Below are 23,978 nucleotides of genomic sequence, written 5' to 3' on the forward strand. Positions count from 1 at the left end.
GGAGTACCGACGTACGGCGTGCAAGACAGGGACCGGCCGAACGGCCGGTCCCTACACTTGTCTCACGACCTCGAACCGGGCAGGGGCAGCACCGTGGCGAACACCGACACTCCCATCGACTGGAAGGCCGACCTGCGTGAGCGCGGCTACCGCCTCACCCCGCAGCGCCAGCTGGTGCTGGAGGCGGTCGACGTGCTCGACCACGCCACGCCCGACGAGATCCTCTGCCAGGTCAGGAAGACCGCCAGCGGGGTCAACATCTCCACCGTGTACCGGACGCTGGAGCTGCTGGAGGAGCTCGGGCTGGTCTCGCACGCCCACCTCGGCCACGGCGCGCCCACCTACCACCTGGCCGGCCGGCACACCCATCTGCACCTGGTCTGCCGGGACTGCGACGGGATCACCGAGACCGACACCGCGATCGCCGCGCCGCTGATCGAGAGCCTGCGCGAGGAGCACGGATTCGACACCGACCTCAAGCATTTCGCCATCTTCGGCCGCTGCGCCGACTGCACCGCCAAGCTGCCGCGGGAACGGCCGTAAGCTGACCGGTATGACCGGTACCAAGAGCCCGCTGCTCGCCCTGCCCGGCGCCGTCCCCGCCGAGGGCCCCGACGAGGGTGTGGCCGCCCACTACGGCGAGATCTTCCCCGAGCAGCGGCGGCTGGCCGCAGGCGAGGGCTTCGTGGACCTCTCGCACCGCGGCGTGGTCACCGTCACCGGCGAGGACCGGCTGTCCTGGCTGCACCTGCTGCTCACCCAGCACGTCAGCCAGCTCCCGCCGCAGCAGGCCACCGAGGCGCTGATCCTCTCCCCGCACGGGCACGTCGAGCACGCCCTCTACCTGGTGGACGACGGCAGCACGGTCTGGGCGCACGTCGAGCCCGGCACCCAGCAGGCGCTGGTCGCGTACCTGGAGAGCATGAAGTTCTTCTACCGGGTCGAGGTCAGGGACGCGACCGCCGACTACGCGGTGGTGCACCTGCCGCACGGATCCACCGCCTCCGCCGAGGGGGCCGCCGCCGTCCGCGAGCTGTCGCCGGGCGGTTCTGCCCAGGGCCCGTACGGGCGCGACCTGTTCGTGCCGCGCGACCAGCTGGAGAAGCTCACCGCCGGCTACGGTCCGGCCGCCGGGATCTGGGCGTACGAGGCGCTGCGGATCGAGGCGCACCGCCCGCGCCTGGGCTTCGAGACCGACCACCGCACCATCCCGCACGAGGTGGACTGGCTGACCACCGCCGTGCACCTGCAGAAGGGCTGCTACCGGGGCCAGGAGACGGTCGCCCGGGTGCACAACCTCGGCCGCCCGCCGCGCCGCCTGGTCTTCCTGCACCTGGACGGCCTGGAGGAGACGCTGCCGCCGCACGGCAGTGAGGTCAGGCTGGCGAGCGACCCGCAGGGGCGCGCACTCGGCTTCGTGACCTCCTCGGCGCGCCACCACGAGCTGGGGCCGATCGCCCTGGCGATCGTCAAGCGGAACGTGCCGGTGGACGTGCAGCTGCTGGCCGGTACGGTGCCGGCGGCGCAGGAGGTCGTGGTCCCGCAGTAGTCCCGGGCCGCGCGGGTGGCCACAGCGGCGGTCAGACCTCCAGCAGTACCGTGAACGGACCGTCGTTCACCAGCGCGACCTTCATGTCCGCGCCGAACCGGCCGGTCTCCACCTTGGCGCCGAGCGTCCGCAGTTCGGCCACCACGGCGTCCACCAGGGGCTCGGCGAGCGGGCCGGGGGCGGCGGCGTTCCAGGTGGGGCGGCGGCCCTTGCGGGCGTCCCCGTACAGCGTGAACTGGCTGATCACCAGCAGCGGGGCGCCCAGGTCGGAACAGGACCGCTCGGTGCTCTGACTCGCGCGCTCGCCTTCCGGGCCGGTGTCCCCGCCGCCGTCGAAGATGCGCAGCGTCCAGAGTTTGCGGGCCAGCTGGGCCGCCTTGGCGGGGGTGTCGTCGTGGGTGACACCGACCAGGACGCAGAGCCCCGGTCCGTCGATCGATCCGACGCTCTCGCCGTCCACCGTCACACTGGCCCCGGCCACTCGCTGCACCACTGCTCGCATGCCGCCATTGTGCCGGAGGCGCACAACACCTCGGCGCGCGCCGGGGTCTAGCAACGCGCGCCGGTAGCGACCTGGTGCTGCCTGCGGATTGCTCTCTTCGTATCAGCCACCCCTGTTCGCCAGAGGGCCGTTCGGGTGGCAGGTCGGTGCACCGGCGGGGCCGGGGTGGCACGCTGTGGGCGTAGCAAGGCGCGGATCCGTCGTGTTCGAACGGCAGAGCCCGCGTTCCGGCCGGATAACCCGGACGGGTGGTAGCGGCGCCCCGGGGGAACCCCGCAGGGGCGCCTAGGCGTGCCCCAGAGCGGCAGCGTGCGGGCACGGGCCGGACGAGGTGCCCGGGGCGGGATCGGACAGCGTGACCAGGACAGCGGTAGGTGGTTGGTGATGGACGCGAGCAGCACGGCCCACGGTCAGCCGTACGGGTACGCCGAGCCGGGCGCCAAGGTGTGGGAGGGCCCCGCGGAGTGCGACCTCGCCGGGCTGGACCTGGAGGAGCTGCGGTCGCTCCGCCGGGACGCCCAGGAGCAGGAGGCCGACCTCTCGTACCTCCGCCGGCTGCTGCAGGGCCGGCTCGACATCCTGCAGGCCGAGCTCGAACGGCGCCGGGTGCACCCCGCCGTCCCGGCGGCCGGTACGGTCCTCGGACACGGCGCCCACCCGGAGGCCGGCGCGGAGTCGGTGGCCCTGCTGGACCGGCTGCCGGCGATCCTCGCCGACCCGCCCTCGGTCGTCCGCCGCCCGGCCCGGCACGTCACGCTCGGGACGCCGCGCGGCGAGCGGTACCGGCGCGAGGCCGACGCCCTGATCGGGGACGTCCAGCTGGCCGACCTGGCCGCCCGCCCCACCGCCGACCTGCTGGCCGCCGTCGAGCGGCTGGCCGAGCACGAGCGCCAGGTCTCGGGTCGGCGACAGATTCTGCAGCGCACGGCGGACGGCTGCAGTGCGGAGATCACCCGCAGGTACCGTGAAGGGGAGGCGCGGGTCGAGGACCTGCTCGCGGACGGCTGATCCGCGGGACGGGACGGAGGCGGCCGGCGCACACGTTTCCCCGCCTGGCCACCCTCACCGTGGAGCTTCACCGATGTCGCAGTCTGCCGCCGCCCTGCCCGTCCTCGCCGAGGTCATACGCTCCGGCTTCGTCGAGGGCCGTCACCACGGCTCGCTGGTGCTGCTCGCGGCCGACGGCTCGGTGCGGCTGGCGCTCGGCCGCCCGGACGCCCCGGTCTTCCCCCGCTCCACCGCCAAGCCGTTCCAGGCCGTGGCGACCCTGCGCGCCGGTCTGGCGATCGAGGGGGAGCTGCTCGCGCTCGCGGCCTCCAGCCACTCCGCGGAATCGTTTCACCGCGATGCGGTGAGGGAGATCCTCCGCGGTGCCGGGCTCACCGAGGACGCCCTGCGGACCCCCGCCGAGCTCCCGCTCGACCAGGTCGAGGCGGAGGAGCTGCTCGGCAGCGGCGGACGCCGCAGCCCGATCATGATGGACTGCTCCGGCAAGCACGCCGGCTGGCTGGCCGCCTGCGTCGCCAACGGCTGGGACACCGAGAGCTACCTCGACCCGGCGCACCCGATCCAGCAGCTGGCCCGGGAGGCCCTGGCGGAGTCCACCGGCGAGACCCCGGCGCACCTGGGCGTCGACGGCTGCGGCGCCCCGCTGCTGGCCGTCTCGCTCACCGGTCTGGCCCGCGCCTACCGCGCGCTGCTGCTCGCCGAGCCCGGCACCGTGCAGCGCCGGGTCGCCGACGCGATGCGCGCCCACCCCGAGTACGTCGCCGGTACCCGCCGCGCCGACACCTGGCTGATGCGGGCGGTGCCCGGGGCGCTGTCCAAGATGGGTGCCGAGGCCGTCCAGGTGGTCGCGCTGCCGGACGGACAGGCGCTCGCTTTCAAGATCGACGACGGTGCGGAGCGGGCCCGCGGACCGGTGCTGGCCGAGGCGCTGCGGCGGCTCGGCGTCCGGCACGAGGTGCTGGACCGGATCGGCGCCGAGCCGCTGCACGGCGGGGGCGCGGTGGTCGGCGAGGTGCGGGCGGCCTTCTGACGGGCCGGTGAGAGCCGCCCCGGGGCCCTCCCGGGTGCGGGCCGGGTCCTGGTGCGGCACGGTGGAGCGGGGGAGCCGTGCCGCCACTCAGGTACCCAGGAGACCGCCATGAGCGACCACATCTACCGCGTCACCGAGATCGTCGGCTCCTCGCAGGAGGGTGTCGACGCCGCGATCCAGAACGGCATCAACCGGGCTGCCCGGACGCTGCGCAACCTGGACTGGTTCGAGGTGGTCCAGGTGCGCGGACACATCGAGGACGGGCGGATCGGGCACTACCAGGTCGGTCTCAAGGTCGGCTTCCGTCTGGACGCCGAGGACTGAGCCCTGCCGCCGCGGCCCGACCCGCGGTCAACGGCGGCGCCCCGACGGGGGTTCGGCCGCTGGGCGGCGGTACGGGGCGAGCGGGCCCGCGGCGTCGCGTGCCGATAGCTCTCGCCTGGACGCACATCCCTCGTCGCGCGCAGCGCCGCTGCGCTCTCCTCACGATGCACGCCCAGACTCGGCTCTCGCCCCGCTCCTTGATCCACGCTCCCTATTGCCGGTCGGTCTCAGGCGCTGAGCGGGTAGCGGGTGTCGAGATCGGCGAACAGGGCGCTGTTGAGGGTGAAGGCGCGCTTGCACTCGTCGACCACCCGGCGGCGCTCGACCTCGTCCATGGCGAGCCCGGCGGCGTCCAGCCTGGCGCGGTAGTCGCGCTTGAAGGCGGCCGGGTTGCCGACCTCCTCGAAGACGTAGAAGTGGACGCCGGCGCCCTTGCGTTCGAAGCCCCAGGTCTTCTCGGCGATGCCGCGGATGATCTGACCGCCCGACAGGTCGCCCAGGTAACGGGTGTAGTGGTGGGCCAGGTAGCCGTGCGGCCAGTCGGCGGCGAGCTCCTCGATCCGGGCGGTGTACGCGGCGGTGGCGGGCAGCGGGGTGAGCCCGGACCGCCAGCCGGGGCCGCGCAGGTGCTCCAGATCGCGTTCGAGCGCGGCCGTACGGAACAGCGCGGAGTCGATGAACGGGCCGACCACCGGATGCCGCGCCAGCTCGGCGGCCCGGCCCTCCAGCGCCCGGTAGACGAACCAGAGCTGCCCGGACAGCTCGGCGTACGCATCGCGGCCGAGCCGGCCGGTGAGCAGGTGCGACATGAAGGAGGACTGCTCGGCGGCCTCGTGCTCCGCACTGCTGGCGGAGCGCAGCACGGCGGAGAAGGCGGTGGGCGGCTCGTGGCTGGGCATTCGGGCCTCCGGTCCGGTCGGTGGGCGGGGCGGTGCTCCCGGGCCGGCATCTTGCCGACACGGTGTCGGGAAAACTCCCCTGCCCAGTGTGCCCCGCCGGAGCTGCTCGGGGAAGGTGCGAAAAACCCGGCGAAAGCCTGGAAACCGTAGATAAGGGGCGGACGTGGCTGCGCGGGCAGCAAAAAGCCGGGGCGAGCAGTGCTGCTCGCCCCGGCAGGCGGTCTCGGGAGGCGAGACCGGTGAGCTGGGGGCTCAGTGGCCGCCCTGCTCCTCCAGGCGCTTGATCGAGGCGTTGATCTCGGCCTCGGCCTCCTCACGGCCGACCCAGTGCGAGCCCTCGACCGACTTGCCCGGCTCCAGGTCCTTGTAGACCTCGAAGAAGTGCTGGATCTCCAGGCGGTCGAACTCCGGGACGTCGTGGATGTCGGCCAGGTGCTTCCAGCGCGGGTCGGTCGCCGGGACGCACAGCAGCTTGTCGTCGCCGCCGGCCTCGTCGGTCATGTGGAACATGCCGATCGCGCGGCACTTGATCAGGCAGCCCGGGAAGGTCGGCTCCTCCAGGAGGACCAGGGCGTCCAGCGGGTCGCCGTCCTCGCCCAGGGTGCCCTCGACGTAGCCGTAGTCGGCCGGGTAGCGGGTCGAGGTGAAGAGCATGCGGTCGAGGCGGAGCCGGCCGCTCTCATGGTCGACCTCGTACTTGTTCCGCGAGCCCTTCGGGATCTCGATCAGGACGTCGAACTCCAACGGTTCCTCCAAGGTAGGGACTGACAGAATCCAAGTGTCTCCTACGGTGGGGTGTGCTCAGGAAAGGGGCGGGTCGGTGCAGCGAAGTGCAGGGGCGGGACGCGGGCGCAGGACGGCGGTCGCCGGGGTGCTGGGTGCGGCCCTGGCCCTCGGCGGGCTGGTCACGGGCCCGGAACAGGCCTCCGCCCACCCCTCCCCGGCGGCGGGCCCAAGCCGGGCCGCGGCCGACGGTGCGGGCACCGCGTCCCCCGCGAACCGGCAGGCTCCGCCGGACGCCGCCCCGCGCGCGGTCGCCACCGGCGGTCCGGTGCTCGCCGCCCCGGTGGCCGGGCCCGGCACGCTGCCGACCACGGCGGGTCTCCAGCGCGACCTGGCACAGGTGCTGCAGGACAGGGGCCTGGGCACGCTGAACTTCGCCATCGCCGACGGCAGTACCGGTCAGTTCCTCTACGGCTCCGGTGAGACCACGCCCGCCACCCCCGCCTCCACCACCAAGCTGCTCACCGCCGTCGCCGTCCTCGCGCTGCTCCCGGCCGACGCCCGGATCTCCACCAGGGTCGTCAAGGGCGCCGCCCCCGGCGAGATCACCCTCGTCGGTGGTGGCGACCCGACCCTCTCCGTGCTGCCGCAGGACCGGGTCCAGGTCGGCGGGCTCCCGGTGGACGCCGAGTCCGCCCCGGCCTCGCTCACCGAACTGGCCCGGCAGACCGCCGACGCCCTCAAGGCCGCCGGTACCCCCACGGTGAAGCTGGGCTACGACACCTCGCTCTACAGCGGTCCGCTGCTGCACAAGGAGAACGACTACGCCAACATCGCCCCGGTGACCCCGCTCATGGCCGACGAGGGCAAGGTCGACCCGACGGCCACCATCGACGCCCCCTCGCGCTACACCGACCCGGCCGACCAGGCGACCGAGACCTTCGCCGGGCTCCTCAGGGCCCAGGGCATCACGGTGGACGGCAAGGCGACGCAGGTCACCGCGGCCCAGGGCGCGCAGCAGCTCGCCGAGGTGAGGTCGCCGACCATCCCCCGCCTGGTCGAGCGGACCCTCACTACCTCCGACAACACCCTCGCCGAGGCCCTCGCCCGCCAGGCGGCCCTCGCCGCGCACAAGCCCGCCAGTTTCGACGGCGGGGTGGCCGCGGTGACCGAGACCCTGCAGAAGCTGGGCGTGCCGATGGACGGGGTCGTCATCAACGACGGCAGCGGGCTGTACACCGGCAACCTGATCTCACCGCTGGTCCTCGCCAAGCTGCTCTCGGTCGCCGCCTCCCCCGAACACCCCGAACTGCGACCGGTGCTGACAGGTCTTCCGATCGCCGGCTTCACCGGCACCCTGCGCTCCCGGTTCGGTGCCTCCTCGGGGGCGCAGAACGCGGCCGGGATCGTCCGGGCGAAGACCGGCACCCTCGGCGACAGCGGCGTCTTCACCCTGGCCGGCACGGTGGTGGACGCCGACGGCCGGGTGCTGGTCTTCGCCTTCATGAACAAGAGCGTCAGCGACGGTGCCGCCGCCCGCGCCGCCACCGACCGCGCGGTCGCCCGCCTGGCCGCCTGCGGCTGCCGGTAGGACCTCCGGGGGCGCGGGGAAGCATGCGGAGCGCCCGGCGCGTTCGGGCGGCCACCCCGGAGCCCTTGCGCCCCGGGCGGCGGTATGCGCCGCCGCCGGACCGCGCGCTCCTCCGCCGTCGTCCGGCCGACCGGCCACTCGGGGACGGGCCGCGACTGTCTCCCCTCGGCCGCCGTGAGCACGTACGGTGATGGCATGACGAGCGCGAGCAGCGGTGCCGACATGGTCGATTGGGAACTCGCGGTCGCGACGGCGACCCGGCTGGCCCGACCGGGTCCCGAGGTGACCAGGGAACAGGCCCGCGAGGTGGTCTCCGAGCTGCACCGGCACGCGCTGGCGGCGGAGGAGCACGTACGCGAGTACACCGGGATGCGCTCCAGCAGTCTGGTCTCGGCCGTCGGCACGCCGGTCCTGGTGGTGGACCGCCCGGGGTGGGTGCGGGCCAACGTGGCGGGCTTCCGGACGATCGTCCAGCCGCTGGTGGACAAGCTGCAGGCGCGCCGCCGCGACTCGGCCGGTGCCGCCCTGTTCGGCTCGGTCGGCGAGAAGGCGACCGGAGTGGAGGTCGGCGTGGTGCTCGCCTTCCTCTCCACCAAGGTCCTGGGCCAGTACGAGACCTTCGCCCCGGCCGCGCTCGGTCCCGGGAGCGGCTCCGAGGCGCCGGTGGCCCCGGACAGCCCGGCCGGGCTCTTCGCGGAGGACGGCTCCCGGCCCGAGTCCGGGCCGCTGTCGCCGGGCCCCGGCCGACTGCTGCTGGTGGCGCCGAACATCGTGCACGTGGAACGCGAGCTGGACGTCGACCCGCACGACTTCCGCCTCTGGGTCTGCCTGCACGAGGAGACCCACCGCACCCAGTTCAGTGCCGTCCCCTGGCTGCGCGACCACATCCAGTCCGAGGTGCAGTCCTTCCTGGCGCAGACCGACGTGGACCCGGCCGCGCTGCTGGAACGGGTCAGGGACACCGTCGGCGGCGGTCTGCCGGGCCTCGGCGGCCGGGGTGACGGCTCGGCGCCCGCCACGCTCCTGGACCTGGTCCAGACACCCGAGCAGCGGGAGATCCTCGGCCGGCTCACGGCGGTGATGTCGCTGCTCGAAGGCCACGCGGACGTGGTCATGGACGGGGTCGGCCCGCAGGTGGTGCCGAGCGTCGCGGAGATCCGGGAGAAGTTCCAGCAGCGGCGGGACCGGGGGACGGGACGGCTCGACCTGATGCTGCGGCGGCTGCTCGGCATGGACGCCAAGCTGCGCCAGTACCAGGACGGGGCGGTCTTCGTCCGGGACGTGGTGGACCGCGTCGGGATGGCCGGTTTCAACCGGGTCTGGACCTCCCCGAACACCCTCCCGACCAAGGAGGAGATCCACGACCCCGCCGCCTGGGTCGCCCGGGTCACCGGCTGACCGGCCCGGGGACGGCCGGTCGGCCGGAGTGCGCCCCGGTGGCGCGGAAGCCCGCGGAACCGGCCCGCTCCGAGGACGCACCGCCACCCGCGCGGTGCCGCGCGCCCGCGCCGAGGTGCGGCGTGCCCGGGTGGCGTGCCGGCGCATCCGCCCGCGCGGTGCCGCGGCCGGAGGGTGCGCGGGCGTTCGGGAGCCCACATGGGTGGTGCAGGCGTACTGGCGGGGGTGCAGGAACGTTTCTGCATTCACCCGTACGTGGGACCGTGGTCGTACCGGTGGCGCGGGTGGCGTAGCCGATGCCCGGATTCTGCGACCATCTGTGAGCACCTGGTGACCGATAGCTGACAGGGTGTCACGCCCGGCCGGCCCCCTCACCGCCCCGCTCCGTCCCTCAGCTGCCAAGGAGTGCCTCACCGTGGGCCCACACCCCGCCGTCGCGGCGATACGTCTCGCCGTCCGCCGTGCCCTCACCGAGCTCGCCGCCGAGACCGGCGTGAGCCTCACCGCCCCGGCTCCCCGTACCCGCCCCGCGTCCGCGCCGGTCACCGTCACCAGCACCGCGACCGCCGCCACCAGCGCCGGCGGTCCCCCCGCCGCCCTGGCCGGCAGCGGCCCGGCCGCCACCCGGCTGATCGGAAACGCCCGCCGCCACCCCTCCGGACTGCCCCGCACCCCTGCCGCACCGGGTTCCCCGCTGGTGCTGGTGGCGGTCAGCGGCGGCGCCGACTCGATGGCGCTGGCCATCGCGACCGCCTTCGAGGCGCCCAAGCTGGGCCTGCGGGTCGGGGCCGTGACCGTCGACCACGGCCTGCAGCCGGGCTCCGCCGAGCGCGCCCAACAGGTCGCCGACCGGCTGCGTGAGCTGGGCCTCGACCCGGTCGAGGTGATCCCGGTCCAGGTGGGCCAGCAGGGCGGCCCGGAGAACGCCGCCCGGGACGCGAGATACGCCGCGCTGGACGCCGCCGCCGAGCGCCACCGGTCCATCGCGGTACTGCTCGGGCACACCCGGGACGACCAGGCGGAGACCGTCCTGCTGGGCCTGGCCCGAGGCTCCGGCGCCCGGTCGCTGGCGGGGATGCCCGCGCACAAGGGCCGCTACCGCCGGCCGCTGCTGGAGCTGGACCGGGCCGCCACCCGCCAGGCGTGCGCGGCGCAGTCCATCCCGGTCTGGGACGACCCGCACAACTCCGACCCGGCCTACACCCGCTCCCGGGTCCGCCACGAGGTGCTGCCGGTGCTGGAGAAGCACCTGGGGACCGGGGTGGTCGAGGCGCTGGCCAGGACCGCCCGGCTGTTCCGCGACGACGCGGACGCCCTCGATCAGTGGGCGGCCCTCGCGGAGCGCGACCTCCGTACGGGCGAAGGCACACTGGACGCCGGCAAACTGGCCGAACTGCCGCCCGCCGTACGCCGCCGGGTGCTGCGCCGGGCCGCGCTGCGGGCGGGCTGCCCGGGCGGTGACCTGTTCGCCCGGCACCTGGAGACGGTCGACCAACTGGTCACCGGTTGGCGCGGTCAGGGCCCGCTACACCTACCCGGGGGCGTCGAGGTCACCCGAAGGTGTGGCACGCTGGTCTTTCGGCGACAGAGCGACAGCTGAGCAGTGGTCGCGGGGCCGTCGCCGAAACAGGACCCCGAACGTTTGAGGACGTATCCCCGGTGGATCAGAACGACATGGGCGCCGACCTGGCGAAGGTGCTCATCAGCAAGGACGAGATCGACGCCAAGCTGCTTGAGCTGGCCGAGCGGATCGACCGGGACTACGCCGGGCGGGATCTGCTGATCGTCGGTGTGCTCAAGGGCGCGGTGATGGTCATGGCCGACCTCGCCCGGGCCCTGCACTCGCAGGTCACGATGGACTGGATGGCGGTCTCCTCGTACGGGATGGGCACCAAGTCCTCCGGCGTGGTGCGGATCCTCAAGGACCTCGACACCGACATCGCCGGCAGGGACGTGCTGATCGTCGAGGACATCATCGACTCCGGTCTGACCCTGTCCTGGCTGCTGGGCAACCTGGGCTCGCGCAACCCGGCCTCGCTGGAGGTCTGCACCCTGCTGCGCAAGCCGGACGCGGCCAAGGTCGAGATCGACGTCAAGTACGTCGGCTTCGACATCCCGAACGAGTTCGTCGTCGGCTACGGCCTGGACTTCCAGGAGAAGCTGCGCAACCTGCCGTTCATCGGCACCCTGGCCCCGCACGTCTACGGCGGCTGACCGGCCGCTGCCGGACGGTTGACACCGTTCGGGCGACGGGTGGGAACAGGTCGCTGTTCCCACCCGTTGAGCGGGGGTAGGAAAATACGTCGTGTCGCCCAGCTCTCGTCGTGAGCGGGGGTGGCTGCGGTACGGTCCAATTAACCGCTCTTCTCATGAGCACATACCGGATGCGCCGTCGGCCGACAGCCGAGCAGCGCCGTTGAGTGGCAGGAGGGACGGGGCGTCACCGCCCCGCATGGATGGACGTCAAGCGATACTTCCGTGCGCCGATCATGTGGATCGTGCTGGCCGTCCTTGCCGTTGTCGTGCTGATGCAGGTCGTTTCGGACTCGAACGGCTACAAGACGGTGGACACCGGGCAGGTCGTCGCGGCGATCGACGCCAAGCAGGTCAAGTCGGCGCAGATCACTACTGGTGACTCGAACACAATCAAGATCCAGCTGAAGGACGGCGCGAAGCTGCCCTCGGCCGGTACCGGCGGCCGGGTGCCGTCCGGCAGCAAGTTCCAGGCGTCGTACGTCGGCGACCAGGGCGTTGCCGTGGCCAACACCCTGCAGGGCCAGATCAACTCGGGCGACAAGAACGCGCTGCCCGAGGGCTACACCATCACCCCCGAGAAGCAGTCCACCTTCGTCAGCCTGCTGCTGTCGATGCTGCCGATCGTCATCATCGTGCTGGTCTTCCTGTTCCTGATGAACCAGATGCAGGGCGGCGGCTCCCGGGTCATGCAGTTCGGCAAGTCCAAGGCCAAGCTGCTCACCAAGGACACCCCGAAGACCACCTTCGCGGACGTCGCGGGTGCGGACGAGGCGGTGGAGGAGCTCCAGGAGATCAAGGAGTTCCTGCAGGAGCCGGCGAAGTTCCAGGCCGTCGGCGCCAAGATCCCCAAGGGTGTGCTGCTCTACGGCCCGCCCGGTACCGGTAAGACCCTGCTCGCGCGCGCCGTCGCGGGCGAGGCGGGTGTGCCGTTCTACTCGATCTCCGGTTCCGACTTCGTCGAGATGTTCGTCGGTGTGGGCGCCTCCCGCGTCCGTGACCTGTTCGAGCAGGCCAAGGCGAACGCTCCGGCGATCATCTTCGTCGACGAGATCGACGCCGTCGGCCGGCACCGCGGTGCGGGCCTCGGCGGTGGCCACGACGAGCGCGAGCAGACCCTCAACCAGCTGCTGGTCGAGATGGACGGCTTCGACGTCAAGGGCGGCGTGATCCTGATCGCCGCCACCAACCGCCCGGACATCCTGGACCCGGCGCTGCTGCGCCCCGGCCGCTTCGACCGGCAGATCGCCGTCGACCGCCCGGACCTGCAGGGCCGCCTGGAGATCCTCAAGGTCCACCAGAAGGGCAAGCCGATCGCGCCCGACGTCGACCTCTCGGCCGTCGCCAAGCGCACCCCCGGCTTCACCGGTGCCGATCTGTCCAACGTCCTGAACGAGGCCGCCCTGCTGACGGCCCGCTCGGACAAGAAGCTGATCGACAACGGCATCCTGGACGAGGCGATCGACCGCGTCGTGGCGGGTCCGCAGAAGCGCACGCGGATCATGTCCGACAAGGAGAAGAAGATCACCGCGTACCACGAGGGCGGTCACGCCCTGGTCGCGGCGGCCTCTCCGAACGCCGACCCGGTGCACAAGATCACCATCCTGTCCCGCGGCCGGGCCCTGGGCTACACCATGGTCCTGCCGGACGAGGACAAGTACTCGACCACCCGTAACGAGATGCTCGACCAGCTGGCCTACATGCTGGGTGGGCGCGCGGCGGAGGAGCTGGTCTTCCACGACCCGACCACCGGCGCCTCGAACGACATCGAGAAGGCCACCGCGACGGCCCGCGCGATGGTCACCCAGTACGGCATGAGCGAGCGCCTCGGCGCGATCAAGTTCGGTTCGGACTCCTCCGAGCCGTTCCTCGGTCGCGAGATGGCCCACCAGCGCGACTACTCGGAAGAGGTCGCCGGGCTGGTGGACGAGGAGGTCAAGAAGCTCATCGAGAACGCGCACAACGAGGCCTGGGAGATCCTGGTCGAGAACCGCGACGTGCTCGACAACCTGGTCCTGGAGCTGCTGGAGAAGGAGACGCTGAACAAGGAGCAGATCGCCGAGATCTTCGCTCCGATCGTGAAGCGCCCGGCCCGTCCGGCCTGGACCGGTTCCTCCCGCCGTACGCCGTCCACCCGCCCGCCGGTGCAGTCGCCCAAGGAGCTGGCGCTGACCAACGGCATCGCCGCCTCCGCCGCGGAGACCACCCAGGTGGACATCATGAAGCTGCCCCCGATCGCCGGTGACGGTTCGACGGAGAGCTGAGTACCTGTACGGAATGGATGCCGCGTCACCGGGGTTTGTACCCTGGAGGCGCGGCATCCGTGCTGCTGGGACCTTCCGTACGACGACCACAAGCGAGGCACGCATGATCGACCCGGTGACTCTCGACCAGCCCGTGCCGGTCCGGGCGTTCGACCAGGAACGGGCTGAGAAGGCGGTGCGGGAGCTGCTGCTCGCGGTCGGCGAGGATCCGGACCGGGAGGGCCTGCTGGAGACCCCGGCTCGGGTCGCGCGTGCCTACAAGGAGATATTCGCCGGCCTCTGGCAGGAGCCCGAGGACGTCCTGACCACCACCTTCGACCTCGGCCACGACGAGATGGTGCTGGTGAAGGACATCGAGGTGTTCTCCACCTGCGAGCACCACCTGGTCCCGTTCCAGGGCGTCGCCCACGTCGGGTACATCCCCTCCGTCAGCGGCAAGATCACCGGGCTGTCCAAGCTCGCCCGGCTGGTGGACGTCTACGCCCGCCGTCCGCAGGTGCAGGAGCGGCTCACCAGCCAGGTCGCCGACTCGCTGATGCGGATCCTGGAGCCGCGCGGCGCGATCGTGGTGATCGAGTGCGAGCACATGTGCATGTCGATGCGCGGCATCCGCAAGCCCGGGGCCAAGACGCTCACCTCGGCGGTACGGGGGCAGCTGCGGGATCCCGCCACGCGTGCCGAGGCGATGAGCCTGATCATCGGACGGTAGGGCGCACCGCCCCCGGGGCGCGGGGCCTTCCGCCCCGCGTACGCGGATGATCGGCGGCGCCCGCGCCCCGGCCTCTCAGGCCCCCGCTTCAGGCACCGAGTGCGTTGCGCTTGGCGGGCATGCGGAGGCGGACCATCCGGCGGCGGCCGAGGGTGAGGTCGTAGAGGTAGAGGGCCTGGACACCGGCGATCAGGACGGCCCGCTGCCAGCGGGGCCAGCCCAGGATCCGTCCCATCGCGCCCAGCACCGCGAGACCGACGTCGCGGTGGGTGCGGATCTCGCCGCGGGCGGTGCGGTCCAGGACGTGCCGGATGTACGGGCCGTGGCCCTGGGCGGTGAGGCGGAGCAGTTCCTCGTGGCAGTACGCGAGGTGGTTGTCCTCGTCGGCGGAGATCATCCGCATGGCTCTGGCCAGCTCGGGGTTGGTTCCGTACGCCTTCACCAGTTGCCGCATCTGCTCGGCGGCCCGCTGCTCGGTGACCCGGCTGTGCGCCAGGTAGGTGATGATCTCGCGGTCGGTCAGCGGGACGTCCAGGGCGAGCCGCTCGTGCGAGAGGCCGAAGCCCCTGCGCTCCAGCAGCATGCAGTAGTCGGTGTCCGGTGGGACGGCCACCTTGTCCAGGCCGCGCCGGTGCAGCAGCTGGGTGAAGATCCGGCCGTGCTTGCGTTCGTCGGCGCCGTGCCGGCCGATCTTCGGGGCCAGTACCGGATCGGTGGTCAGCGACTGGATCCGCTCGTTCTCCCAGCCGCCTTGGTCCTCTCCACCGGCCGCGATGCTGCAGAAGAGGCGGTAGGCCTCGTCGTTCCGGTAGATCTCGTCGAAGAGCGATCGGGAGCCGAGCATCTGGCCTCCTGGCGCGTGCTGGGGTTGCGGTCGGCGGGGAGACGTTCCCCGGCGGCGGCCCCAAGGCGGGTGGCCGGCGGCGGAATCACCCGGCCGGGGGAGAGCGCTCCCCGGGCGGCTACCGGCGGGGCTCGCGGTCCTGCGGCGTCTTGAGGTGGTCGCTCATCCACTCCAGCGCGGACGGCAGCTCGCGCCGCCAGGTCTCGAAGCTGTGGCCGCCGTCGTCCAGGACGAGCGAGTCCACCCGGAACTCCGGGTCGGCGTCGGCGACGCGCTTGGCGTTGGCCAGGAACGCCTGGGTCTGGGCGAAGTCCCCCTCCGCCCTGGTGCTCACCACCAGCAGCGAGACCCTGGGGGCGGGCAGGTTCCGCAGCCGCCAGTTGAGGTCGCTGTGCTGGGCGTCGGTCTGGTTGCCGCCGAACAGGTCCCCGTCGGTCCAGTGGTCGTCGGGCACCTGGTAGTCGGCGTGCATGCCGGTCGCGGCGGCGTACACCTCGGGGTGGCGCATGGCCAGGCGCAGCGCGCAGCTGCCGCCGGTGGAGTAGCCGAGCACCCCCCAGGAGGCGGCCGAGCGGCTGAGCCGGTAGCTGGCGCGCAGGGCGTCCGGCAGGTCCCTGGCGAACCAGGTCTCGGTCTGCGGGCCGCCCGCGACGTTCACGCACTCGGTGTTGCGCGGCGGGGCGACGGTCGGGCGGGCCATCACGATCACGGTGGGCGCCGTCCGGCCGGTCCGCTCCAGCTCCCAGGCGGTCTGCGGCACCCGCAGACCCTCGATCAGATGCAGCGAGGGGCCCGGGTAGCCGGCCAGGGTGAGCAGCACCGGGAAGCGCATCCGGGAGTAGCGGGGGATGAAGTACTCGGGCGGCAGGTAGATGAACACCTGGTCCAGGAGGCCGGATTCGGTCCCGGTGACCTTGACGGAGTCGACCCGGCCGACCTCCTCGGGCCTGCCCTGCGGCAGGTCCTTGATCGTCTCCAGTCCGCCCTCGGTGGTCGGCCGGACCAGGCCGCCGCTCTTCGGCGCGGCGCCCTTGGGGCGCTCGGAGCCCGCCAGGGCCAGCGGCGCGCCGCCCGGGTGGAGCAGGTCGTTCCAGGAGGTGTAGAAGCCGTACGAGTTGTTGACCGACAGGGCCAGCACCGCCAGGACCGAGAGCTGAACGGCCGTCAGCAGGCCGACCCGGCCGAGCATCGGCAGCGGGTGCTGGCGGGCGAGCCGGGGCCACAGCCAGAGGGTGCAGAACAGGGAGGCGGTGGCCAGCGCGGTGAGCGAGTACACCAGCGCACTGCTGGTCAGTTCCATCCGGATTCGCCCTCCCTTGGGTAGCAGTGGGGCCAGGGTTCATCGTGGGGCGCTGGACTCGGGGCAGCCAGTGGGGCTGCGCCGCCCGGGGTCCGTCACGGCTTCGGACCGGCCGCGTCGCGCCCGCTGCGGAGGGTGCAACCGAAGCTCTAGAATGCGGCGTCCAGCGTGTGTGACGCGTGTGCGGACGTCCCCGTGGCGCGCCGTGTCGGCGTTGGGCCACCCACCTGCCATCGCCGCCGTCCGGGCGTTCAGCCGTCCCGCTGGACCCGCCGGCCGGGCGGCGTCCCTGTCCCCGAGGCGTCCGTGCCGCAGGGGTGTCCCCGGGAGATTACCGTTCGGGGATGCGTCCTTGACGAACGGATTGCCAGACCAAGGAATAGTCATGAAGGTCTATCACAGCTCCTCCCCCGGAGTGACAGGACAGCCCGTTCCAGCCTCTACCCTGAGCTTTTATGAGCGTTCCCGTGTCCGTTGAGCCGTCACCCGAGCAGCCCCGTCGTCGGGGGCTGCAGACGCTGCGCAGCCAAGCTGCCTCCGTCCCCCGCGCCTGGTTGCCGGGAGCCGTCGGGTACGCCTGTCTGCTGATCGGTCTGCTGGACATCGCCAGCGCCGTCTTCCCGAGGCTCCGGCACACCCGGGTGCACAGCTGGGCCGGGCAGCTGCCGGGCAGCACCACCACGCTGGCCGCGGTCGGGACCCTCATGGTCGGCACCCTGCTGGTGCTGCTGGCGCACGCGCTGCGCCGTCGCAAGCGGCGCGCCTGGCGGGCGGTCGTGGTGCTGCTGCCGGTCAGCTTCGCGCTGCACCTGCTGCGCTGGCACCAGATCGGCCCGGCGGTGGTCTCGCTGGCGCTGTTCGTGGTGATCCTGGTCCACCGCCGCGAGTTCTACGCCAAGGCCGACCCGCGCACCCGCTGGCGGGCCGTGGTCAACCTGGTGGTCATGGGCGCCTTCAGCGTGCTGCTCGGCATGGTGATCGTGAGCGTCCACCCCAGCTCCGAGATCGGGCACCCGACCTTCACGCAGCGCCTGGAGGAGACCGTGTACGGCCTCTTCGGCTTCGACGGCCCGGTCCGGTACCACACCGAGCGGGTCACCGACCTGGTGGCGTACTCGCTCGGCGCGCTGGGCCTGATGACGGCCTTCATCTCCGCCTACCTGGCGCTGCGTCCGGAGAAGCCGGAGCCGGTGCTGAACGCCGAGGACGAGGAGAAGGTCCGGGCGCTGCTGGAGCGGCACGGGGCGCGCGACTCGCTCGGGTACTTCGCGCTGCGCCGGGACAAGAGCGTGCTGTTCTCGCCGAGCGGCAAGGCGGCGATCTCGTACCGGGTCATCTCCGGTGTCATGCTGGCCTCCGGTGACCCGGTGGGTGACGTCGAGGCGTGGCCGGGCGCGATCAAGGTCTTCATGGCGGAGGCCCGTGAGCACGCCTGGGTGCCGGCCGTGGTCGGCTGCAGCGAGGTCGGCGGCGAGGTCTGGACCCGTGAGGCGGGCCTGGACGCGCTGGAGCTGGGCGACGAGGCGATCGTGGACACCTCCGCCTTCTCGCTGTCGGGCCGTGCCATGCGCAACGTCCGCCAGATGGTGAAGCGGATCGAGCGCAACGGCTACTCCTGCAAGGTGCGCCGGGTCTCCGAGCTGACCCTGGAGGAGAAGCGGCGCATCGCGGACGCGGCCGCCCGCTGGCGCGGTACCGACACCGAGCGCGGCTTCTCGATGGCGCTGGGCCGCTTCGGCGACCCGAGCGACGACGGGGGTGTGGTGGTCACGGCCCACAAGGCTCCGGAGGAGGGCGAGGCTCCGGGCGGCGACGACCTGAAGGCCGTGCTGCACTTCGTGCCCTGGGGCAAGGACGGCATCTCGCTGGAGCTGATGCGGCGCGACCGCGCGGCCGACCCGGGCCTGAACGAGCTGCTGATCGTGGCGGCGCTGCAGGAGAGCCCGAACCTGGGCGTCAAGCGGGTGTCGCTGAACTTCGCGATGTTCCGCTCGGCGCTGGCCCGTGGCGAGCGGATCGGTGCGGGGCCGGTGCTGCGCGCCTGGCGCGGGCTGCTGGTCTTCCTCTCGCGCTGGTTCCAGATCGAGTCGCTGTACAAGTTCAACGCCAAGTTCCAGCCGGTCTGGGAGCCGCGCTTCCTGGTCTACCCGCAGACCCGGGACCTGCCGCGGATCGGCTTCGCCGTGATGCAGGCGGAGGCGTTCATCACGCTGGGCATGCCGAAGTTCGGCCGCAAGCGGCAGCGCGAGGGGCTGATGCCGGAGGCGGCGCGGCTCGGTTCGGTGACCGAGGCGGCGTGAGCGGGCGGGGTGTCGCAGGAGCCGCGGTCCGGCTCCGCGGCATCCGGTGCGGGACGGCCGGTGAGGGATGGCCGATGACGGCTCACCGATGACCGGTGGTGAATGACCGATGACGGCTGACGGATTCTGGAATCTGTCAGCCGTCATCGCATTTCCGGCCTCGCACGGCTCGATAATGGCCCTATGATCCACCTTCCCGGGCTTCCCCAGCTCGACCGCTGTGCGGTCATGGGCATCGTCAACGTCACCCCCGACTCGTTCTCCGACGGCGGCATGTGGCTCGATCCCGCCGCCGCAGTCGCCCACGGTCTGCGGCTCGCCGCGAGCGGCGCGGACATGGTGGACGTCGGCGGTGAGTCCACCCGTCCCGGTTCCCACCGGGTCACCGAGGCGGAGGAGCTGCGGCGGGTGATCCCGGTGGTCCGTGAGCTGGCCGCGGCCGGGGTGGCGGTCAGCATCGACACCATGCGGGCGGGTGTCGCCGAGCAGGCGGTGGCCGCCGGGGCCCGGCTGGTCAACGACGTCTCCGGCGGCCTGGCCGATCCGGCGATGGCCCAGGTGGTCGCGGACACCGGCGCCCCCTTCGTGGTGATGCACTGGCGCGGCCAGTCCGCGGAGATGGACGGCCTGGCCGTGTACCGGGACGTGGTGGGCGAGGTCGCCGCCGAGCTGGCGCAGCGGATGGAGGAGCTGCTGGCCGCCGGGGTGAAGGAGGAGCAGCTGATCCTGGACCCGGGTCTCGGCTTCGCCAAGACCAGCGAGCACAACTGGGCCCTGCTGGGCCGCCTCGACGCGCTCACCGCGCTCGGTCGCCCGGTGCTGGTGGCCGCTTCGCGCAAGCGGTTCCTGGGTACGCTGCTCGCCGACCCGGAAACCGGGGAGCCGCGCTCGGTCAGGGAGCGGGACGACGCCACCGCGGCGATCTCGGCGCTCTCGGCCCGGGCCGGTGCGTGGGCGGTCCGGGTCCATGACGTGGCCGGCACGGCCGACGCCGTACGAGTGGTCGCGGCCTGGCAGCAGGCGGCGAGGAGGGGGTAGCGGCTTGGCACGGCTCTGGAGGAAGCATGGCGGGTGACGGCAGGGTGAGCGGCACGGGCCGCGAGGCGGCGCCGGAGCTGGACCGGGAGGCCGTCCTGGCGGCGAACCGGGCACTCTACGAGGCGCTGGAGAACGGTGATCTGGAGGCCGTCGAGTCCATCTGGCTGGGCGCGGGTGAGGCCGACGACAAGGGCGGGGTGATCTGCGTCCACCCCGGCTGGCCGGTGCTGCGCGGCCGGGCCCAGGTGACCCGCTCCTACATGTTGATCATGATGAACACGGAGTACATCCAGTTCTTCCTGACCGACGTGGAGGTCGAGCTGCAGGGCGATGTGGCCCTTGTCACGTGTACCGAGAACATCCTCTCCGGCGGTGAGGCCGAGGAGGAGGGCGAGCTCGGTCCGCTGATCGGCGGAAAGGTCGTCTCCACCAATCTGTTCCGGCGCACGGCGGACGGCTGGAAGCTCTGGTCGCACCATGGCTCACCCGTCCTGACCAGCGGAGACGACGAGGGCGAGGACTGATCGCGGACCGGCTCCGCAGGGGGTGGCCGGCCGGGGCCCGCCCGTTCCGCGGACGGACACCCAACCTTCACGTCAATCGCCGATCCGGCGTGCGTGAGGGGTGGTTGTGCCGGGTAGGACGGTCCAGGTCCGCGGGGGCTCGCAGGTAGATTCGATTCCGGCGGGCGATTCGGCCCGCCACCCTGCCCCCCAGGGCGGGGCCCGTCCAGGTGGGAGAAGTGAGTTGCTGGACCGCGTCACCCTGCGGGGCCTGCGTGCCCGGGGCCATCACGGCGTTTTCGAGCGGGAGCGCATCGAGGGCCAGACCTTCGTGGTCGATCTCGTGCTGTTCCTGGACACCCGCCCGGCCGCTTCCGGTGACGACCTCACCCGCACGGCGCACTACGGCCTCGTCGCCGAGGAGGTGACCGCGATCATCGCCGGCGAGCCGGTCGACCTGATCGAGACCCTCGCCCAGCGGATCGCCGACCAGTGCCTCAAGCACGAGGCGGTTCAGGAGGTCGAGGTGACCGTGCACAAGCCGGACGCCCCGATCACCGTCCCCTTCGACGATGTGACCGTCACCATTCACCGGGGCCGCGTATGACGCGTACCCTTCAATGTCCCACAGCCCGAGCCGTAGAGGGATACCGATGAGCACCGACCCGACCGCCCCGCCGAGCACCTTCGACCTGGAGCGTCGAGTCGACAGTGCCGACTCGACCCTGCACGATCCGAGGCACGCCGTGATCGCCCTCGGCAGCAACCTCGGCAACCGCCTGGAGACCCTGCAGGGCGCCGTGGACGCGCTGGAGGACACCCCCGGCATCCGCGTCACCGCCGTCTCCGGCGTGTTCGAGACCGAGGCCGTCGGCGGCCCCGCCGAGCAGCCGAACTACTACAACGCCGTGGTCGTGCTGCGCACCACCCTGCCGCCCAGCTCGCTGCTGGAGCGCGCCAATGCCGTCGAGGACGCCTTCGGGCGGGTCCGCTCCGTCCGCTGGGGCGCGCGCACCCTGGACGTCGACATCCTCGCGTACGAGGGCGTCACCAGTGACGACCCGCACCTGCTGCTGCCGCACCCCCGGGCGCACGAGCGCGCCTTCGTGCTGGCGCCCTGGCTGGACGCCGAGCCGGACGGGGAGGTGCCCGGGCACGGCCGGCTCGCCGACCTGCTGAAGGGGCTGGGCGAGGAGGCCGCCGCGGGGGTCTGGCGGCGCGAGGACATCCAGCTGCGGTTGCCGGAGTAAGGCCTCGTGGGGGAGCGGGCCCGGATGCGAGGGTCCGCTCCCCCGCCCGCCTGTCCCTGCGGGCACGGCCGGGGTTCGGACGTCCGGGGCGGGGTGCGTGCCGGGGCGGGAACCTCGCGGTGGGGGTCGGCCGTACGGGTAAGTGATCGGACGGGGGCGGCCCGGGTACGGTGGCGTGTGACGTCGCGTTGGTGCGGCCGTCCGTCAGATCGGTCCCCGGCCGCCGGCCGGGGTGCCTCATGCCGTCGCGTACGTCGGGAAGGAACCCAAGTCCCAGTGAAGCCGCTCCGCCTCCGCCTGCTCCTGGGTATCGCCATCGTGGCGGCGGTGCTCGCCTGGGCAGGTGCCAAGCTCTGGGACTCCTTCGGCCAGCTGCCCGGCGTGCCGACGGCCGCGCCGATCGTGCTGGCGGTGGTCGCCGTGGTCCTGCTCGCCGCGGCGATCTCGCTCCGGGGCCGGCTGAAGGCCATGCGGGAGCGGCAGCCGGGGGCCAAGGGGGTGGACCCGCTGAGCGCCGCCCGGGCGGTGGTCCTGGGCCAGGCCAGCGCGCTGGTCTCGGCCGTGGTGACCGGAATCTACGGCGGTGTCGGCGTCTACCTGCTCGGTCTGCTGGACGTCACCGCCCGCAAGCAGCAGGCCGTGACGGCCGGGTTCGCGGTGCTGGCGGGGGCCGGGGTGGTCGCCGCCGCGCTCTGGCTGCAGCACGTCTGCCGGCTGCCCGAGGACCACGACGACCCCTCCGGGCCCGCTGCCTCGCCCCGCTGAACGGAGAGCGGGCCCCGCGCGCTCGGCCCTCCATCGGCCCCGGGCCGCCATGACGCCGGGTGATGGTTCGGGTACCTGACGTGTTTCCGGTCCGCTGTCAAGAGCCGAAAGAGTGTCGCGGCTGACAGCTCCCCAATTCGCACGCTAGTTTCTTGGTCATGTCACGTGGACGCCACCGTCAATCCTCCGTCCTCGGCCGGGCCGCACCTCCCATCGCGGCGGGTGCCCTCGTCCTCGCCGCACTGGCCGCACTGGTGGTCAGCCCCGACGTGCCCCTGGTCCGGTCGGTCGGAGTGGCGGCGGTGTGCGGCGCCGTCGGCATGGCCGTACTGCTGCGCCAGCGGGACCGGTCCGCCAAGCAGGCCGCCGAGGCCGCCGCGAAGCGCAGGCTGGTGGCCGAGGAGCGCTACGAGGAGCAGATCGCCGAGGCCGAGTACGCCGCAGAGGTGGCCGAGGAACGGGCCACCCGGTTCGGGCGGCGGCTGACCGCCGAGAAGGCGCGGCTGGCCAAGGCCGAGACGGAGATCGCCCGGCTGCTCCGGGAGCGTGCCGTCGCCATCGCCGAGCAGGCCACGAAGGAGGCCGAGGCGGCCCAGCGGGCGCTTGCGGCCACCCGCCCCGTGCACCCGGCCAGCCCGGCCGCGTACGTCCGTGCCGCGTCCGTGCTGCGGCAGCTGGAGCGGGACGCGGAACGGGCCGCGGCGCGCCGCGAGGGTCCGGCGCGGGCGCAGCTGGAGCTGCGGCCGAAGGCGCGGGCGGTTCCGGCCTCGGCGGCGGGTACGGCTGCGGCGGCCGGGGGCGCGTCGGGGGCGGCTCAGCTGGTGCCGGCGGTGTCGGTGGCACCGGCCACTCCCGCCGTGCCTGTGGTGCCCTCGGTGCCCCGGCCCGCTGCCGTTCCTGCGGCGCCTGCCGTTCCTGCCGTGCCCGGTGTTCCTGCCACGCCTGCCGAGCCTGCCGAGCCTGCCGCTCGGAACGGGTCGGCCGGGCCCGTCGCGTCGGGTGAGGGGCGTACCCCTCGCCTTGCCCCGGTCGCTCCGGCTGCCCCGGTCGCCTCGTCCGGTGAGCCGACGGCACCCGCCGTGCCCGCCGCGCCGGTCGCGCCCAGGCCCGCGCCGCCGCAGGAGGCCAGGGCCGCCGCGCAGGTCACTGCTCCGGCGCGGTCCGCCGGGCTTCCCGCCCTCGGTCCGCTGCCCGCGCGCCCGGCGCCGTCGGTGTCGTCCGTGCCGCGGCCGGGTGCCGGGGACGGTACGCCCGGCGAGGCGGCGGTGCCGCAGCCCCGTGTCCTCGGCGGTGCGATGCCGCCGCGGGCCCTCGGGGTGGCGGGTGCCGCCGCGCAGGGTGCTCCCGGCGTTTCCGCCGCGCGGCAGCAGCGTCCGCGTCCGCAGGGGGCCGGCCGGTCCTCGGGGTTCAGCTTCTTCGGGCGTCCCGGTGCGGTCCGTCCGGCGGTTCCGGCGCCCGTCACGGGCGGTGCGGCGGAGCTGGGCGAGCGGGCCGATCTGGCGGATGTGGTCGGTGACGAGGCTGTGGCGGAGAGCGTCCGGTACGGAGTCCCGGAGGCCACCGAGACGGCTGCCGAGCCCGCTGCCGCGGCCCCCGGCCAGTCGGCACCGGGGGAGGAGAGCCCGGAGGTGGTGGACCTGACCCCGCACGACGAGACCGAACTCCTGGAGGTCTCCGAACTGCGCGCCAAGCACGGCCGGCAGCGGTAACGACCGGCGGTACCGACAA

The 23,978-nt window shown here is 72.8% G+C and carries 23 protein-coding genes; 18 read left to right on the top strand and 5 right to left on the bottom strand.

The window, feature by feature from the left end:
• Nucleotides 1-93: 93 nt before the first annotated feature.
• Entirely contained in the window at nt 94-543 is a 450-nt protein-coding gene (locus tag ACSMTC_RS20910; protein ID WP_436561232.1) for a Fur family transcriptional regulator, read from the top strand.
• A gap of 10 nt (nt 544-553) precedes the next feature.
• Nucleotides 554-1,549, top strand: coding sequence for a CAF17-like 4Fe-4S cluster assembly/insertion protein YgfZ (gene ygfZ, locus ACSMTC_RS20915; RefSeq protein WP_436561233.1), 996 nt, complete (start codon nt 554-556; stop codon nt 1,547-1,549).
• A 31-nt stretch (nt 1,550-1,580) separates the two neighbouring features.
• On the opposite strand, the gene dtd is transcribed toward ygfZ, so the two are convergent.
• Complete coding sequence (gene dtd / locus ACSMTC_RS20920) at nt 1,581-2,051, bottom strand: D-aminoacyl-tRNA deacylase (RefSeq protein ID WP_436561234.1); 471 nt, start codon at nt 2,049-2,051, stop codon at nt 1,581-1,583.
• Nucleotides 2,052-2,435: 384 nt separating this feature from the next.
• On the opposite strand from dtd, the gene ACSMTC_RS20925 reads away from it, so the two are divergent.
• The 3 genes from ACSMTC_RS20925 (at nt 2,436) to ACSMTC_RS20935 (ending at nt 4,413) form a co-directional block, all read left to right on the top strand.
• Nucleotides 2,436-3,059, top strand: a complete 624-nt coding sequence (locus ACSMTC_RS20925) for an RsiG family protein (RefSeq protein ID WP_436561235.1) — start codon at nt 2,436-2,438, stop codon at nt 3,057-3,059.
• 73 nt (nt 3,060-3,132) lie between these two features.
• Nucleotides 3,133-4,089: an asparaginase gene (locus ACSMTC_RS20930; protein WP_436561236.1), complete on the top strand. Its 957-nt coding sequence runs from the start codon at nt 3,133-3,135 to the stop codon at nt 4,087-4,089.
• Nucleotides 4,090-4,197: 108 nt separating this feature from the next.
• Nucleotides 4,198-4,413 (top strand): dodecin, encoded by a 216-nt coding sequence (locus tag ACSMTC_RS20935; RefSeq protein WP_436561237.1) that lies wholly within the window; start codon nt 4,198-4,200, stop codon nt 4,411-4,413.
• Nucleotides 4,414-4,640: 227 nt separating this feature from the next.
• Here ACSMTC_RS20935 and ACSMTC_RS20940 read toward each other — a convergent pair whose 3' ends face one another.
• Together ACSMTC_RS20940 and ACSMTC_RS20945 are read right to left on the bottom strand one after the other, a co-directional pair.
• Nucleotides 4,641-5,312: a biliverdin-producing heme oxygenase gene (locus ACSMTC_RS20940; RefSeq protein WP_436561238.1), complete on the bottom strand. Its 672-nt coding sequence runs from the start codon at nt 5,310-5,312 to the stop codon at nt 4,641-4,643.
• 252 nt (nt 5,313-5,564) lie between these two features.
• Nucleotides 5,565-6,056, bottom strand: a complete 492-nt coding sequence (locus ACSMTC_RS20945) for an inorganic diphosphatase (RefSeq protein WP_436561239.1) — start codon at nt 6,054-6,056, stop codon at nt 5,565-5,567.
• 76 nt (nt 6,057-6,132) lie between these two features.
• Here ACSMTC_RS20945 and dacB point away from each other — a divergent pair, with 76 nt between their 5' ends.
• The 6 genes from dacB to folE all read left to right on the top strand — a co-directional run bounded on the left by dacB (nt 6,133) and on the right by folE (nt 14,250).
• On the top strand, nt 6,133-7,626 hold the full coding sequence (gene dacB / locus ACSMTC_RS20950) for a D-alanyl-D-alanine carboxypeptidase/D-alanyl-D-alanine endopeptidase (RefSeq protein WP_436561240.1): 1,494 nt from the start codon (nt 6,133-6,135) through the stop codon (nt 7,624-7,626).
• Between the two features lie 195 nt (nt 7,627-7,821).
• Nucleotides 7,822-9,024, top strand: coding sequence for a zinc-dependent metalloprotease (locus ACSMTC_RS20955; protein ID WP_436561241.1), 1,203 nt, complete (start codon nt 7,822-7,824; stop codon nt 9,022-9,024).
• Nucleotides 9,025-9,439: 415 nt separating this feature from the next.
• Nucleotides 9,440-10,624 carry a tRNA lysidine(34) synthetase TilS gene (gene tilS / locus ACSMTC_RS20960; RefSeq protein WP_436561242.1) on the top strand — a complete coding sequence of 395 codons (1,185 nt, stop codon included), beginning with the start codon at nt 9,440-9,442 and terminating at the stop codon, nt 10,622-10,624.
• 59 nt (nt 10,625-10,683) lie between these two features.
• Nucleotides 10,684-11,238 carry a hypoxanthine phosphoribosyltransferase gene (gene hpt / locus ACSMTC_RS20965; protein WP_436561243.1) on the top strand — a complete coding sequence of 185 codons (555 nt, stop codon included), beginning with the start codon at nt 10,684-10,686 and terminating at the stop codon, nt 11,236-11,238.
• Between the two features lie 242 nt (nt 11,239-11,480).
• The gene (gene ftsH, locus ACSMTC_RS20970; protein WP_436561244.1) at nt 11,481-13,541 is read left to right on the top strand and encodes an ATP-dependent zinc metalloprotease FtsH; all 2,061 of its coding nucleotides are present in this window, start codon (nt 11,481-11,483) and stop codon (nt 13,539-13,541) included.
• Nucleotides 13,542-13,644: 103 nt separating this feature from the next.
• The gene (folE, locus tag ACSMTC_RS20975; protein WP_436561245.1) at nt 13,645-14,250 is read left to right on the top strand and encodes a GTP cyclohydrolase I FolE; all 606 of its coding nucleotides are present in this window, start codon (nt 13,645-13,647) and stop codon (nt 14,248-14,250) included.
• A gap of 88 nt (nt 14,251-14,338) precedes the next feature.
• Here the strand turns inward: folE and ACSMTC_RS20980 are convergent, their stop codons facing one another.
• Together ACSMTC_RS20980 and ACSMTC_RS20985 are read right to left on the bottom strand one after the other, a co-directional pair.
• Nucleotides 14,339-15,094 carry a ferritin-like domain-containing protein gene (locus tag ACSMTC_RS20980; RefSeq protein ID WP_436561246.1) on the bottom strand — a complete coding sequence of 252 codons (756 nt, stop codon included), beginning with the start codon at nt 15,092-15,094 and terminating at the stop codon, nt 14,339-14,341.
• Nucleotides 15,095-15,212: 118 nt separating this feature from the next.
• The gene (locus ACSMTC_RS20985) at nt 15,213-16,394 is read right to left on the bottom strand and encodes an alpha/beta hydrolase (protein ID WP_436561247.1); all 1,182 of its coding nucleotides are present in this window, start codon (nt 16,392-16,394) and stop codon (nt 15,213-15,215) included.
• A 455-nt stretch (nt 16,395-16,849) separates the two neighbouring features.
• Between ACSMTC_RS20985 and ACSMTC_RS20990 the strand changes: the two genes are divergently transcribed.
• From ACSMTC_RS20990 to ACSMTC_RS21020, 7 genes are all read left to right on the top strand, one after another.
• A complete protein-coding gene (locus ACSMTC_RS20990) occupies nt 16,850-18,694 on the top strand; it encodes a phosphatidylglycerol lysyltransferase domain-containing protein (protein ID WP_436561248.1) in 1,845 nt (614 codons plus the stop codon).
• A 183-nt stretch (nt 18,695-18,877) separates the two neighbouring features.
• Entirely contained in the window at nt 18,878-19,732 is an 855-nt protein-coding gene (gene folP, locus ACSMTC_RS20995) for a dihydropteroate synthase (protein ID WP_436561249.1), read from the top strand.
• Nucleotides 19,733-19,758: 26 nt separating this feature from the next.
• Complete coding sequence (locus ACSMTC_RS21000; RefSeq protein ID WP_436561250.1) at nt 19,759-20,256, top strand: nuclear transport factor 2 family protein; 498 nt, start codon at nt 19,759-19,761, stop codon at nt 20,254-20,256.
• A 226-nt stretch (nt 20,257-20,482) separates the two neighbouring features.
• Nucleotides 20,483-20,842, top strand: a complete 360-nt coding sequence (gene folB / locus ACSMTC_RS21005; RefSeq protein ID WP_436564752.1) for a dihydroneopterin aldolase — start codon at nt 20,483-20,485, stop codon at nt 20,840-20,842.
• A gap of 46 nt (nt 20,843-20,888) precedes the next feature.
• Complete coding sequence (gene folK, locus ACSMTC_RS21010) at nt 20,889-21,485, top strand: 2-amino-4-hydroxy-6-hydroxymethyldihydropteridine diphosphokinase (RefSeq protein WP_436561251.1); 597 nt, start codon at nt 20,889-20,891, stop codon at nt 21,483-21,485.
• 276 nt (nt 21,486-21,761) lie between these two features.
• Nucleotides 21,762-22,250: a DUF3180 domain-containing protein gene (locus tag ACSMTC_RS21015; protein ID WP_436561252.1), complete on the top strand. Its 489-nt coding sequence runs from the start codon at nt 21,762-21,764 to the stop codon at nt 22,248-22,250.
• 158 nt (nt 22,251-22,408) lie between these two features.
• Nucleotides 22,409-23,959, top strand: coding sequence for a hypothetical protein (locus ACSMTC_RS21020; protein WP_436561253.1), 1,551 nt, complete (start codon nt 22,409-22,411; stop codon nt 23,957-23,959).
• Nucleotides 23,960-23,978: the final 19 nt, after the last annotated feature.

Origin of the sequence: Kitasatospora sp. HPM-01-4 (assembly GCF_051374625.1) — a bacterium.
In the GTDB taxonomy this organism is placed as follows: domain Bacteria; phylum Actinomycetota; class Actinomycetes; order Streptomycetales; family Streptomycetaceae; genus Kitasatospora.